The sequence below is a fragment of the Nostoc cycadae WK-1 genome (genome assembly GCF_002897135.1).
In the GTDB taxonomy this organism is placed as follows: domain Bacteria; phylum Cyanobacteriota; class Cyanobacteriia; order Cyanobacteriales; family Nostocaceae; genus Nostoc_B.
Genome location: NZ_DF978421.1, coordinates 242,606 through 257,042 on the forward strand (window position 1 = coordinate 242,606; position 14,437 = coordinate 257,042).

Here is a 14,437-nt window from a genome sequence, read left to right on the forward strand (position 1 = left end):
CAGCAAAATTTCCTTGGTGGACTACTAGTAAACGGTAATCTCTCCGTAGAAAAACTGAGTAACCAAGAAAAAGCGCAAGTACAACCCAGCAATGACAACGCGCGAATAGAATTTAACTTACCGCCAAATCAAACCACTATCCAACTACAACAGGAATTACCACCCCTAGCCACACCAAAATTAATCATAGACGGTACTAGCCAACCGAATTACGATGCTTCCCGTTCTGCAACGGCGGAAATTGCCATTCCTCAACCAATAATAGCTATCACCCCCGCCACCAACCAAGAGATATTACGTGGTTTTACGGTAGTTGCTGATAATGTGCAGATTCGCGGTTTAAGTATCTACGGTTTCCGTTTCCTGAACCAAGGCGCAACCTTAACCACACCGCCAGCCGATATTTTTATTTCCCATCGCTTACCGCCTCCTAATACCAAACAGCAACAACCACCAAACAGTAACTTTCCTTTTGGAGACAAAGACATTCCACCCAAAGGCGTGGTAATTGAAAATAACTGGTTAGGCATTACTCCAGATGAGAAAATGCCAGAGAGAACCTCAGCTTTTGGTGTCTACCTTTTCAACAGCACCGCGACAAAAATTCGCCGTAACCGTATTTCTTACCATGAAGGTAGTGCAATTATTACTTCTGTACGTGCTGAAAATACTTTAATAGCAGAAAACATCATTGTTGGAAATGGCATAGCCGGAATGCCTGACGCTGTGAGGTTAGAAGGTATAATTGCCAATTCCCAACTGCAAGGAAATTTGATTTGCGGTAATGATGGGGCTGGTGTTTATTTATTCAAGCCCACAGGTAACGTCAAAATTCATGATAACCGCATCACCTTTAACGGGAGACGTTTGCGCCGCGCCGCAGTTTACTTAATGGGTAACGCAAATCAAGTCAGCGATAACGAAATTCGCCACCAAACAGGGCCGGGAGTAGCAGTGACAGCATTTGGTACTCATGGTACTTTTGGTAGTGCGATCGCTAACATCATTCAAAATAATCAATTTAGCGACTTAGAAGGTTTAAGTATTGACCTCAACACCCAGCAAAGGCTAGACATCAGCGACTTTCAACGGGGAGATGGCCCCAACCCCAAACGCAACAGTCCCAACCGCAGACTCGAAACAGCTAACGGTGCGGTGAATGCACCAGAATTTGCCAGTTCTCAGTTATTGCTAGTGAATGGTCAAGCCTTAATTAGCGGTCAAGCCGACCCTGGTACTCAAGTGCAAATATATCGCGTCCAGGGAGAAGAGAAATATGGCCCCTTGAGTGAACCACTCACAACATTAACCGTCGATGAAAAAGGTAACTTTAGCGGTAGTTTAGCAGGTTTGCGGGCTGGGGATAAGATAAGTGCGATCGCCACCCATCCCAAATACGGTACATCCGAACCAGCCTACAACGCAATCATCACAGACCCATCTCAGGGAAATTACTCTCCCTCTCCCGTAAAAAATTCCCCACCGCCCAAATGTGTCAGCGCACCCCAACCTCCTGAACCACACCCACAACCTGGACCAAAACCAGAACCCATCCGGCTGAAAGTTCCGCGCATCATTCACTTTGCTTTAGATAAAGACTTCATCAGCCAAGAAAGCACTTTAGTGCTAAATCAAGTTGCCCAAGTCTTACAACAATATCCCTTCATTGTCATTGAAATTGAAGGCCATACTGATATTCGCGCCAGTGATGCCTACAACTTAGACCTAGGTAAACGCCGCGCCATGTCCGCTAGAAACTACTTACTCAAACAAGGCATTACCGCCGAAAGAATGACCATTCGCACCTTTGGCGAAAAACAACGCAGAACCTCCGGTAACACCGTCATCGATACAGCCAGAGATAGACGAGTAGAAATAATTTTCCAAGATACCAGAGGGTTAAAAATCATCCTTGAAGAACAAGAAAAAGACTTACAAATAGAACCTACTTCTTAACTCTCATTCCTCCGTGACCTCTGTGCTACGCCAGTGACGCTCGCAGACTCGCTACCGCTTCGCTAACGCTCAAGTCGGGAAACCCGCCCACGCGACTGGCTCCTCTGTGGTTCGTATTTCTTTGTGTCCTTTGCGGTTTATTTATTCAAAATGCTAAAACCCCACCATTCTCACAACCATCTTCTAAAACTAATCCGTAGCGTCACCCTCATCCTCACTACCCTCAGCTATCAAAGCCTAATATTACTCACCCAAACACCAGCCATAGCCCAATTTGCACCCCGCTTATGTGCCACCCCCGGTAAAGACGGCCCCAGCAGCTTAGGTGGCATCATCAATACTTACTACGCTGGTGCGACAAATACAACCGTTGCCGCAGGCTCAACCTCCATTCCTGTCGGCGCAATTAACCCCAACGGTTCTACCACTCCCATTGCTGCTGGTGACTTATTGTTAATTATCCAAATGCAAGGCGCAGATATTGATGCCAGCAACACTGATAGTTACGGTAATGGAGTTTCTGGTGGTGGTAACAATAGTAATGTCTCCCTTGCTCCCGTAACCACAGGCGCTAGTGGGAACCTCAACAATGCCAACTTCACAGCAGGTAATTACGAATACGTTGTCGCTACTGGGCCAATAGCTGGTGGTTCCATCCCCATTCAAGGCACAAATGGCGGAGGATTAATTAATTCCTACAGTAATACCCCATTTGGTACTCAAGGACAAAGAACCTATCAAGTAATTCGTGTACCGCAATATTCTAGTGCCACTATGAGTTCTAGCCTCACCGCCGCGCCGTGGAATGGGGCGACAGGAGGAATTTTAATTTATGACGTTGCAGGCAATTTGAATTTAGCAAGCGCCACTGTAGATGTGAGTGGTATTGGTTTCCGTGGCGGTGCAGGTCGTCAGTTAACTGGTACTACTGGTCTCCTCCGTACAGATTATGTAACTTCATCCACTAGTGATGCCAACGGTTCCAAAGGAGAAGGTACTGCTGGCACACCCCGCTATGTACTTAACTCAGCCACCATCTCAGCTACTGATAATGGTGTTGAAGGCTATCCTGGTGGGAGTTACGGCCGTGGCGCACCTGGTAACGCTGGCGGTGGTAGCACCGATGGTCAACCAATCAACAACAGACACAATTCCGGTGGTGGTGGTGGTAGTAACGGCGGTACTGGTGGTCTAGGCGGTCGTTCGTGGACATCTGGAGTATATGTTGGTGGTTTTGGTGGTGCTAGTTTTCCTGCTAACAGTAATCGGGTTGTTTTAGGTGGCGGCGGTGGTGCTGGTACCACAAATCAGGCAACTAGTGCAACTACAGGTGTTCCGACTAATGGTATTGCTAGTAGTGGCGCTAATGGTGGCGGTATGGTGTTAATTCGCACAGCTAGTGTCAGTGGTAGCGGGACTATCAATGCAAACGGAGCCACTGCTTTTGATGTGCGTCAAGATGGCACTGGTGGCGGTGGTGCTGGTGGTAGCGTGATGGTGACATCTGCAAATAATAACCTTGCGGGTTTAACTGTGAATGCTAGAGGTGGTAATGGTGGCAACGTTAAATACAGCAATGCTGCTGAACCTTTTGGTGGCGCTCATGGCCCTGGCGGTGGCGGCGGTGGCGGGGTTGTTTTTACTAGTGCTGGTGCTAATGTTAACGTTACAGGTGGGCAAAGTGGCACAGCGAAAGACCCCATTGATCCTGTAGACCCTTACTTTGGTGCTACCGCAGGTGCAGGTGGTATCAGCCAAGCTGTTGGCGCTGTCCCTGGGGCAAATTCTGGTGCAGAATGCGTCCCCCAACTGACTATTACTAAAACCACCAGTACACCAGGGCCAATTATCAAGCCAGGTAAGGCAACTTATACCATCACTGTGGCCAATGCGGCTAACCGAGCAACTGCTACCAATATTGATATTACCGATCCTTTGCCGAGCGGTTTTAGTTTTGATGGCTCTGTTACTCCTACTGTGACATTGAATGGCGGTGCAACACGCACTAGTGTGACTAACCCAGCTACTGGCGCAACGACGCTGAATTTTGGCAGCTTCAACATTCCCGGTGGCGCAAGTGTGCAAATTACCTTTACTACAGATGTTGCTGCGACTGTGCCTGATGGAGTGTACAACAATGGTGCTACTGCAACTTATCTTGACCCTACCCGAACAATAGCAAATGGTACAACCAGCGTCACTTACGACCCAGCAACAGTAGGAGAGGAAGTAGCTGTAGGTTCTGCTGCACCAACTCCCATTCTCAGGTTGCGTGGTGTGAAACGAATTACCAATGTTGTGAGAAATGGTTTGCCTTTGAGCGGTGTTAACTTTGGTATTTTTATTGATGATCCTAATGACCAAAACGATAACGCTCCAGGTTGGTCTCAACTTTCCCCAGTAGGCATTATTAATCTGAGTTCGCAATTCACCTTACAAAGTGGCGATGAAGTTGAATATACAATTTACTTTCTAGCAGACGGCAACCAAGCAATACAAAATGCAAGATTCTGTGACCCTATCCCCACTGGGACAACATTTCTCAGCAACAGCTTTGGTTCAGCTAGTGGAATTTTAGTAAATCTAGCTAATACCACTACATCCAGAACTAATGCTGCTGATGGCGATAATGGTAGCTTTTTCTCGCCTTTAGCTCCTTTAAGTGCTAATAATGTATGTCCTAATCAAACTAATCCCACAGGTGCAGTAGTTGTGAATTTTGGTACTCTCAACTATACAGCAGGTAGTAATTTCGGGTTTGTACGCTTCCGTGTCCGAGTAGATTAATAGAATAAATCTACCTACATCCTGTATCCCGTCAAAATTTCTACTGATGGAGATAGGATTTACTACAGATTTGAATTATGGGAGTAATTTCCGTCTGTGTCTTTACAATTTATTAATGTCCCCTCTGCTAATTCTCAACCTCCGGTTGGCTTAATTGTCGCTTTGCACGGTTGGGGTGCGAATGCTGAGGATGTCGCATCTTTATTGCCTTATTTTCAATTACCGAATTACCAGTTTGTTTTTCCCAATGCACCTTATCCCCATCCTTATTCTTCTGTGGGTAAGGCGTGGTATGAGTTGCGAAATGAGAATATGTATCTGGGTTTAGCTGAAAGTCGGCAATTACTCACTGACTTTTTGGAATCTTTAGAAAGCAGCACTGGTGTACCTTTATCGCGGACGATTTTGTGTGGGTTTTCTCAAGGTGGGGCGATGACTTTAGAAGTGGGGTTAAAGTTACCTTTAGCTGGTTTAACGGTAATGAGTGGCTATTTACATCCTGATGCTGTACCGACGGGTAAAAAGGAAATTCCGCCGACTTTGGTTATGCACGGTACTCAAGATGAAGTTGTGCCATTACAAGCAGCCATCAGAACCCGGGAAACTTTGCAGTCTCTGGGTTTTGCCTTAGATTACCTGGAATTTGAGGCGGGACATGAAATTAATCTGCAAATGTTAGAGGCGTTACGAAATTTTGTTTTAAAGACAATTGGGTAGCCTTAAATACAATTTTTTTACAATTATGGTAAAAATCATGCAAATTTTTACGAAACAAATGCCGTCTAATGAGTAATATAGATTGGGTGGTTGCGTCAAGCGCAACTTTACCCAAGCTGGATGCAAATGCTGCATAAGGGAGGGGCGAGCATTATGAAGACTGTAGGCATTTCCAGAACAGAAATTGCTGCCATGACCGCAGCAGATGTGGAAGACTTAGCTACGCGTCTGGAACTTGATAATTATAGCAATGCTTTTGAAGGTTTGAACGATTGGCATCTACTCCGAGCGATCGCCTTTCAGCGTCCAGAATTAGTGGAACCCTATATCTACCTCTTAGATTTAGAACCTTACGATGAAGCTTAGATGAAGTATTAAGTATAAAGTATGAAGTATGAAATTAATTTCAGGCTTCATCTTTTTTTTCTGATGTCTAATCTTCAATCTCCAAGTGAAAATCGCAACAAAAGGGTTCTTATTTGTGTAGGCGGCGGTATCGCCGCCTATAAAGTTTGTGAGGTTGTTTCGACGCTGTTTAAAAGCGGGGTAGAAGTTCGCGTAATTCTCACCCGTTCAGCGCAAGAGTTTATTACACCTTTAACTTTAGCGACTCTCTCCCGTCACCCTGCCTATACAGATGATGATTTTTGGCAACCAACTCACTCTCGTCCGTTGCACATTGAGTTGGGAGAATGGGCTGATTTAATCGTAATTGCGCCTTTAACAGCGAATACATTAGCTAAGTTAACCTACGGAATGGCTGATAATTTGCTGACGAATACGGTGTTAGCTTCAACTTGTCCTGTATTGTTAGCGCCTGCAATGAATACGGATATGTGGGAACAGTTGACGGTGCAACGCAATTGGCAGCAATTGTTAACAGATAGCCGTTATCATGGGATGAGTACAGCATCGGGGTTACTGGCGTGCGATCGCATCGGTGCTGGTAGAATGGCGGAACCATTAGAAATTGTCACTCGCATTCAATCTTTATTACATACTGGCGGTAAGCGAGATTTAGTCGGTAAACACATATTAATTAGTGCTGGGGGAACGCGAGAGTATCTCGACCCAGTAAGATTTATTGGTAATCCTTCTACGGGTAAAATGGGTTTGGCTTTAGCACAAGCCGCCTTGCATCGTGGCGCAAATGTGACTTTAGTGCATGGTGTAGCTAATTGGGATGTACCTTTGGGTGTGCAAGCTATACCTGTAATTTCAGCGGAGGAAATGCAGCAGGTAATGTTGGAATACTTACCAAATGCTGATGTGATTGTGATGTCGGCAGCTGTGGCTGATGTCAAGCCTAAATATTATAGTACCGAGAAATTGCCCAAGCGATCGCTCCCCCAAGCTTTACCTCTAGAACCTGTACCTGATATCGTTGCCCAACTAGGACAACTCAAACAACCACATCAATTATTAATTGGCTTCGCTGCACAGACTGGAGATATCATTACTCCAGCAAAGGAGAAGTTGCAGACGAAGAAATTAGATGTGATTGTTGCTAATCCCATCGATCAGCCTGATAGTGGTTTTGGAAGTAATAATAATCAAGCCATATTTTTAGATGGGCATAATCATCAATTAGAAATTGCCCATTGTTCTAAATTAGAAATGGCGCATCATCTGTTTAATTTTGTGATGAGTCGAAATGCTTGATGATGTTTCTCCAATCAATAATGGAGAAGAAGAATTTTTATGCCTCACGCAAAGGCGCGAAGAGTTAGAGAAGGTTTGCTTGTTTAGTAGACAGTTATTTCTTCGCGTGAATTACTTGCAAACTCCCGCCTGCATATAATTGTTTCTTCTCTATTTTGAAGCCAATTTCCTGTAATAACTCTGGTAAATCGGTTTTGATTAACTCCCAAGCTGTTTCTGTTTCAAACAATAGTAAAAAAACTGAGACACCAGGCCAAAATATGGGATTATTCGGAGCATGAAAATCTACTAATGTAAACACACCGCCTGGTTTCAGCACTCGATATACTTCTTGAATAATTTGTCGTAATTGTTCAGCGTGCATTTCATGTAAAGCCGCACTAGTATGTACCACATCAAAAGAATTCTCGGCAAAGGGCATATTTTCAGCAAAAGCTTCTATATATGAGGCTTCTGGGACATTTTGCTTTGCCCTTTGCAAAGATTTTGGTGAGGCATCTAATCCTGTTACATTTTGTGAATATTTCACTAAAAATTGTGTAGATTGCCCACTACCACAACATAAATCTAATACCTGAGTATCTGAATTAATTGTTAAGCCTTGTAAGGCAAGTTGGCGAAAACGGGTTTCACCACCGACGCTGATAGCAGCTACGCGGGAAATAGCATCATACAACCATTGATAGCGGTAACTTAAATCACGTAAAATTGTGGCCATTGCATCTTTCCTGACTATTAAGCTTTATATTTAATAAAGATATATTGTTAACATTAGTAAAAAATCTGAAAAGGTTGGGGGAAAATAACTGCTATGGGTCGTGTAGGCGTTTTATTACTCAATCTCGGTGGCCCCGATAAGTTAGAGGATGTCGGGCCATTTTTGTACAATTTATTTTCTGATCCCGAAATCATTCGCCTACCATTTCGCTGGTTGCAAAGACCCCTAGCGTGGTTCATTGCCTCGCGGCGTGTGAAAACTTCTCAAGAAAATTATAAACAAATTGGTGGTGGTTCTCCCTTACGGCGAATTACAGAAGCGCAAGGAGAAGCTTTAAAAGAACAGTTGAGTGATTTAGGGCAAGAAGCTAACATCTACGTAGGTATGCGTTATTGGCATCCTTATACAGAAGAAGCGATCGCCCTGCTAACTCAAGATGATATCGATAAACTGGTCATTCTGCCTCTTTATCCACAATTTTCCATTAGTACTAGTGGTTCTAGTTTCCGGTTATTAGAAAAACTTTGGCAAGAAGACCCAAAACTACAACGTCTTGAATACACTGTTATTCCTTCCTGGTACAAACAACCAAATTACCTACGAGCGATGGCGGATCTTATCGTTCAGGAAATAGACCAATGTCCTAATCCTGATGAGGTACATATCTTCTTTAGCGCTCACGGTGTACCTAAAAGCTACGTTGAAGAAGCAGGCGACCCCTATCAGCAAGAAATTGAGGAATGCACATATTTAATTATGCAGACCCTCAATCGTCCTAATGCTCACACTTTGGCTTATCAAAGCCGTGTCGGCCCGGTAGAATGGCTGCAACCCTATACTGAAGATGCGCTGAAAGAATTAGGCGTACAAGGCGTTAAAGATATCGTGGTTGTACCCATCAGTTTTGTCTCCGAACACATCGAGACACTGCAAGAAATTGACATTGAATATCGAGAAATTGCGGAAGAAGCCGGAATTCACAACTTCCGTCGCGCACCTGCACCGAATACTCATCCAGTGTTTATTAGAGCCTTGGCTGATTTAGTTGTTGAAGCACTGGAACAACCTAATTTCAAGCTGTCACAAGCAGCCCAGATGAAAAAAAGGGTGAAGATGTACCCACCAGAAAGTTGGGAATGGGGTATGACTACCAGTGCAGAAGTCTGGAATGGTCGAATTGCCATGTTAGGGTTTATTGCTTTAATTATTGAGTTAGTGACGGGTCATGGCTTATTACACATGATTGGACTGTTGCAATAAAACAGGGGCCAGGGGCTAGAGACTAGGGACGATAAAGTAGTATTTTTTCAGTAAATTTCACAATGAATTTATGAAAGTCTTTTAATCCCTAAACCCCATTCCCTACTCACCACTCTCTACTTACTATGTTTAAAACATTAGTTTTCTACGGTTCCTACAGGAGCGATCGCCAAGGCATCAAAGCTGCTAGATTTATCATTGATCAACTCCAGCAAAGAAATCATGAGGTAATTTTTGTCGATGCTATGGAGTATGACTTTGGCATCTTAGATAGGATGTACAAGGAGTATGCTCAAGGTCAGGCTCCGGCAAAAATGGCAGAATTGGCAGAACATATCCGCACAGCCGACGGTTTTGTCGTGATTACTGGAGAATACAATCATTCCATTCAGCCAGGATTGAGTAATCTGATGGATCATTATCTTGAAGAATACTATTTCCGTCCAGCGGGTATTGTCTCCTACTCAGCTGGTGGCTTTGGCGGTGTACGCGCCGCTATACAGTTACGCTCGTTTCTAGCAGAGATGGGAATGGTTACTATTTCCACCATGTTTGCTATCTCCAAAATTGGCGACTCTTTAGATGAATCAGGTACTCCACAAGAAGCGAGTTTGACTAAGCGAGTTGGTCAATTTTTAAAGGAATTGGAGTGGTACGAAGAAGCATTGCAACGCCAACGAAAAGAAAAAGGCACTCCGTTCTAATCCAGTTATTTTAACTATCTATTTTCAAACCAAGCTTCTAAATCAGTAGTGGTTGTAAAATCTAGCAAAGCCTCGCCTAAATCTTCTAACTCCGCAGATGATAAGCCTTGAATTTGTGCTTGCAATTGCGGTTTAACTTCACCTAGACGGGAGTTAAGTTGGCGTAAAATCAGCTTTGCTTCACCTTGCTGTATTCCTTGTCTCATCCAACTGGTAACGATTTGCATAACTCTTTCCTCCTGCTGTGGTTCAATACTAGCAAGTTGCTCTTGAAATATTCTTTCTTCTTGAGCATTCAAATCGAGATATGTATCAATAAACCCTGATATCAATTGTACTTGTGCTGGGTTGAGTTCTAAGTTCGCCAGCAATTGTAAGGACGTTAGTTTTACTATTGGGCGTTCTTGAATATTCATCCGCATTTTAGCTATCAAAGCACTAGCAACAGGATTTCTTTGATTGAGAAAGTCTTGCCATCTTAATTGATTTAATTGCACAACGTCATAATTAAATTCCAGCACCTTTTTGTTGGGAAAATCAATACGGTATGAATTTGGTTCTGGTGTCAGTGGTGTGTCATGGGAATAAATGACTATAGGATATATAGGTAGAGCATATTTTTCATGCAGTCGAGCGAAGTAGGTAAACATTCGCTGATTAAAATTAGTTTGTGAATAAGATTGATGTTCAGTGTGGATGATGAATAAAGTATTTTGATTTCTAAATGTAACTTTAGCGGCTACATCGAGTATTTTACGCTCTCCCTCAGTCACATCTGTAAATACTTCTTGTGGTAAAAACTCGATAGAATCTCGCTCCCAATAAGCACTGACATCGGGAAAAAATAACTCGATAAATTCAGGGAAGAAGTTAGAAAGAAGTTCTTTAAATAAACGATCATGGTCAATCATCGAGAAATTCAGTCCTGAGTACAAACCATTGCTACTTTAATTACCTGACGCGCTTTCATCTCCTGAAAAACTTGTTCTAAATCCTTTAAAGGTCGCCTTTCACTGATGAGTAATTCTAAAGGTATTTTGCGACTGGCTATCATTGCAAGTGCCGATCGCACATATTTAGGTGTGTTGTGAAATACGCCTTTTAATGTGAGTTCGCTGTAGTGCAATTGTTCTGTATTCACGGTAATGGTCGTATCTCTGGGACAGCCGCCGAATAAGTTGACTGTTGCACCCGGACGGGCGCAGGCGATCGCAGTTTCCCATACACTAGGTACACCAGTGGCTTCAATCACCACATCTGCACCCCAGCCTTGGGTAAGTTCTTTCACCACACCAGGAATATCAGTCATTTGATGATAGTTAAATGTCTGTGTTGCGCCGAGTTTTTGACCAATTTCTAGCCTGTGGTCATTTCCGCCCCAGAGTATTACTTCAGCTGTATCAGCTAATGCGGCGACAAACATTAAACCAATCGCCCCATCTCCCAACACAACTACTTTATCTTTGGGTTTGATATGGGAACGGGCGACACCATGTAATACACAAGCTAATGGTTCTGTCATCGCCGCCAACTCTAAGGGCAATTCATCAGGAAGATGCAATAAATTATGCTTGACTATGGGTGCAGGAATTTTGAGATATTCGGCAAATGTGCCATTATTCCAAGTTAAATTCGGACATAGGGAATACTCTTGACGTTGACAAAAAAAGCATTTTATGCAGGGGGCAGAGTTATTCGCCACGACGCGATCGCCTACTTGCCAATCGTTGACACCTGCACCCACCGCTACAATCACTCCAGCGGCTTCATGACCAAACAATGTGGGTGGTTTCAACATCTTGGCATGACCACCACGCCGCCACACTTTCAAATCTGTACCGCAAGTTGTCGCTGCACCCACTTGAATGACAACTTCACCAGCTGCTGGTGTGGGGTCAGCGACTTGCTCTAACCGTAAATCTTCCTGGCCATAAAGTAATGCTGCTAACAAGGCTTGTGACCCAATTCAAAAGCTCCACCTGATTTTATCAGGTGGAGACTTACATACTAAAATAGCCAAGCTTGTTTTACTTTTGAATTCTGACTTTTGAATTCTTTTGCAGCCACAAGACTTAAGTATTGATTTTTGGTGGTGTCAGCACTCCTGTATTCCGGGTTTCTCCATTATTTAAGCGATTAACTGTTAACAGCGGTACTTCTTGTCGGCACGACAGGCAAAACCAATATAGTTCACCATGACGGACATGACGCAGTAGGGAACCACCGCAACATGGGCAATTGTTGGCTCGCATACTCATTCCAATGTCCTCCTTAAAATAAGATTGATGTTAAAACGCAGGTAAAAAGGTTGTAAATTATTGCCGAACTTTAGCGGCATGGATGTAACCGTTGAGGTTGATGCGATTTTTTATAATTTGTTTGTAGACTGCTTCGTAACCGTCTACCATTTGAGTAACGCTAAATTTGTTTTTGACGTGTTCTCTACAAGTGTGGCGATTTAGTTTCAAAGCTGCGGGAATCATGGCTGCCATTTCTTCATAGTTTTGGCAGATAAAACCTGTTTGACCTTGAACAATAACCTCCGGTACAGAACCTAAATTTATGGCAATTACTGGTGTACCAGTGGCCATTGATTCGATCATCACCAAACCAAAAGGTTCTTGCCAAGAAATAGGGAAAAGAGTAATTGCAGCATTGCCGAGAAGTTCAGCTTTTGCGGTGTGGTTAATTTCACCGAGATATTCAATTTGCTGACCATCTATTTGAGGGGCAATCTCTTGTTCAAAAAACTTCGAGTCGGCTACATCAACTTTTCCGGCCATTTTTAAGCGCCAGCCAGTTTGCTTCGCAATTGCGATCGCTTGGTGTGGCCCTTTTTCGGGAGAAAAACGTCCCAAGAATGCCAAGTATGGCGGTTCTTTTGGTTGGGCTATAAACGGATAATCTGTAAGCTGAATTCCGTTATAGACGGTGGCAATATAATTTAAATTAATTTGCCTTTGGGCGTTACTAATGCTGACGTACGCTTGCTTTTGGTGATGACTGTATACGTTAATGTTATCTTTTGTAAAATTGCCGTGCAGAGTATGCACACTGGGAGTTGAAACCAAACTCGCCAAGGCTAATGCCGCAATTCCCACATGAGAATGAATGATATCGAATTCCGCAGCTTGTTGATAAGCTTGGCTCAGTTCTAACATTTCATACACTGCATACTCTTTGACATCACTGTCTAAACGTAAAGCGCGTGGATAAATTGCTGCTAAACGAGCCAGAGTTTGTGAATCACCAGAAGCAAATAAAGTTACTTCATGGCCGCGACGCACTAATTCATCGGTCAAGCGACTCACTACCAGTTCAATTCCCCCATAATTTGGAGGTGGAACTTGTTCCCATAAGGGGGCTACCTGAGCGATTTTCATAAGTTGTTTTGGTTCGGACTCTAAGAAAGTCTTTTTGTAAAGATTAGTAAAATCTTTTCTAGAAGACAAAGCATTTTTACTGACTCTTTTAAGATTTCAATTAACTTAACTGACTCTGAAGAGTGCAACATTAGTTAACAGTAACGTCCAAGTCTACCAATACATTTAAGACCATTTACTATGTTGTAGACACTAAGTGCCTACCCCTATAAAATATAGCTCACCTTCATTGAATTTCATCTATCTTGGGGATCAGAATTAACTAGACTATTTTGTAGCGGAACTTACAAAAATGCAGATTTTGTAGCTGTAAATACTAAAAATCATAGCCGGGATCAATTTTAGAGAAATGTCAAACTGTGCAAAAATAGGCAATTGCGAGGATCATTAACATAAAGATTAAATAATACTAAAATTTTGATAATTGAGAATATCACGCATTAATTCGATAAATAACTAAATGAAAATTGTTACTTGGAATGTTAATTCGATTCGCACTCGTCTAGAACAGGTGATCAATTGGTTGAGTGAGAATCCTGTAGATGTGCTTTGTTTGCAAGAGACTAAAGTCATAGATGCCGACTTTCCGCGATCGCCCTTTACAGAATTAGGTTATCACGTCTATATATCAGGACAAAAAGCATATAACGGTGTAGCTCTAATCTCCCGTCAACCACTAACAGAAGTTTCTGCTGGATTTACAGCAATATTGCCTCATTTGGAACCAGAATGGGATGAGCAAAAACGCGTAATTACAGGTGTGATTGATGGCATTCGGATTGTAAATTTATATGTGCCTAACGGTTCCGCAATTGGTAGTGAAAAATATGAATTTAAGTTACGCTGGTTGACTGTGCTGCGAGAGTATTTACAATATTTACTCAAATCACATCCAGCCATTTGCATCTGCGGTGACTTTAATATTGCTCTAGAGTCGATAGATATTCACGACAAAGTAAATCCAGAAAACCACATTATGGCATCCCAGGCAGAACGCCAAGCCTTACGAGATATTCTGGAATTAGGCTTTGCCGATGCTTTTCGCAAATTTACTACTGAAGGTGGTCATTATAGTTGGTGGGATTATCGCACAGCTGCCTTTCGCCGCAACTTGGGTTGGCGAATTGACCATCACTATCTCACACCAGTTTTGTATGAGCGTGCCAAAAGTTGCATCATTGATGTTAACCCCAGAAAATTGACCCAACCCAGCGACCACACACCAGTGATTGTGGAAATTGAGTAAACTA

At 43.0% G+C, this 14,437-nt stretch carries 13 protein-coding genes; 8 read left to right on the top strand and 5 right to left on the bottom strand.

Annotation, left to right across the window (positions count from 1 at the left end):
* The 5 genes from NCWK1_RS00945 to coaBC all read left to right on the top strand — a co-directional run.
* On the top strand, positions 1-1,956 hold a 1,956-nt coding region (locus tag NCWK1_RS00945), incomplete at its 5' end, for an OmpA family protein (RefSeq protein ID WP_103123395.1).
* A gap of 150 nt (positions 1,957-2,106) precedes the next feature.
* Positions 2,107-4,743 (top strand): beta strand repeat-containing protein, encoded by a 2,637-nt coding sequence (locus NCWK1_RS00950; protein ID WP_103123396.1) that lies wholly within the window; start codon positions 2,107-2,109, stop codon positions 4,741-4,743.
* Positions 4,744-4,839: 96 nt separating this feature from the next.
* Complete coding sequence (locus NCWK1_RS00955; RefSeq protein ID WP_096582191.1) at positions 4,840-5,460, top strand: alpha/beta hydrolase; 621 nt, start codon at positions 4,840-4,842, stop codon at positions 5,458-5,460.
* A gap of 153 nt (positions 5,461-5,613) precedes the next feature.
* Positions 5,614-5,826, top strand: coding sequence for a protein IsiD (gene isiD, locus NCWK1_RS00960; RefSeq protein WP_096582189.1), 213 nt, complete (start codon positions 5,614-5,616; stop codon positions 5,824-5,826).
* A gap of 63 nt (positions 5,827-5,889) precedes the next feature.
* Positions 5,890-7,122, top strand: a complete 1,233-nt coding sequence (gene coaBC / locus NCWK1_RS00965; protein WP_103123397.1) for a bifunctional phosphopantothenoylcysteine decarboxylase/phosphopantothenate--cysteine ligase CoaBC — start codon at positions 5,890-5,892, stop codon at positions 7,120-7,122.
* A 94-nt stretch (positions 7,123-7,216) separates the two neighbouring features.
* Here the strand turns inward: coaBC and NCWK1_RS00970 are convergent, their stop codons facing one another.
* Positions 7,217-7,840, bottom strand: coding sequence for a class I SAM-dependent methyltransferase (locus NCWK1_RS00970; RefSeq protein ID WP_103123398.1), 624 nt, complete (start codon positions 7,838-7,840; stop codon positions 7,217-7,219).
* Between the two features lie 93 nt (positions 7,841-7,933).
* On the opposite strand from NCWK1_RS00970, the gene hemH reads away from it, so the two are divergent.
* Both hemH and NCWK1_RS00980 read left to right on the top strand, forming a co-directional pair.
* Positions 7,934-9,100 (top strand): ferrochelatase, encoded by a 1,167-nt coding sequence (gene hemH, locus NCWK1_RS00975; RefSeq protein ID WP_103123399.1) that lies wholly within the window; start codon positions 7,934-7,936, stop codon positions 9,098-9,100.
* Between the two features lie 125 nt (positions 9,101-9,225).
* Positions 9,226-9,804, top strand: a complete 579-nt coding sequence (locus NCWK1_RS00980; RefSeq protein ID WP_103123400.1) for an NADPH-dependent FMN reductase — start codon at positions 9,226-9,228, stop codon at positions 9,802-9,804.
* 14 nt (positions 9,805-9,818) lie between these two features.
* On the opposite strand, the gene NCWK1_RS00985 is transcribed toward NCWK1_RS00980, so the two are convergent.
* The 4 genes from NCWK1_RS00985 to NCWK1_RS01000 form a co-directional block, all read right to left on the bottom strand.
* On the bottom strand, positions 9,819-10,715 hold the full coding sequence (locus tag NCWK1_RS00985) for a DUF4351 domain-containing protein (RefSeq protein ID WP_103123401.1): 897 nt from the start codon (positions 10,713-10,715) through the stop codon (positions 9,819-9,821).
* A gap of 8 nt (positions 10,716-10,723) precedes the next feature.
* Entirely contained in the window at positions 10,724-11,755 is a 1,032-nt protein-coding gene (locus NCWK1_RS00990; protein ID WP_103123402.1) for a zinc-dependent alcohol dehydrogenase, read from the bottom strand.
* 121 nt (positions 11,756-11,876) lie between these two features.
* Positions 11,877-12,062 carry a hypothetical protein gene (locus tag NCWK1_RS00995; protein ID WP_096582175.1) on the bottom strand — a complete coding sequence of 62 codons (186 nt, stop codon included), beginning with the start codon at positions 12,060-12,062 and terminating at the stop codon, positions 11,877-11,879.
* Between the two features lie 57 nt (positions 12,063-12,119).
* Positions 12,120-13,187 carry a glycosyltransferase family 4 protein gene (locus NCWK1_RS01000; protein ID WP_103123403.1) on the bottom strand — a complete coding sequence of 356 codons (1,068 nt, stop codon included), beginning with the start codon at positions 13,185-13,187 and terminating at the stop codon, positions 12,120-12,122.
* A 460-nt stretch (positions 13,188-13,647) separates the two neighbouring features.
* Here NCWK1_RS01000 and xth point away from each other — a divergent pair, with 460 nt between their 5' ends.
* Complete coding sequence (gene xth / locus NCWK1_RS01005; RefSeq protein ID WP_103123404.1) at positions 13,648-14,433, top strand: exodeoxyribonuclease III; 786 nt, start codon at positions 13,648-13,650, stop codon at positions 14,431-14,433.
* The last annotated feature ends 4 nt before the right edge of the window (positions 14,434-14,437 follow it).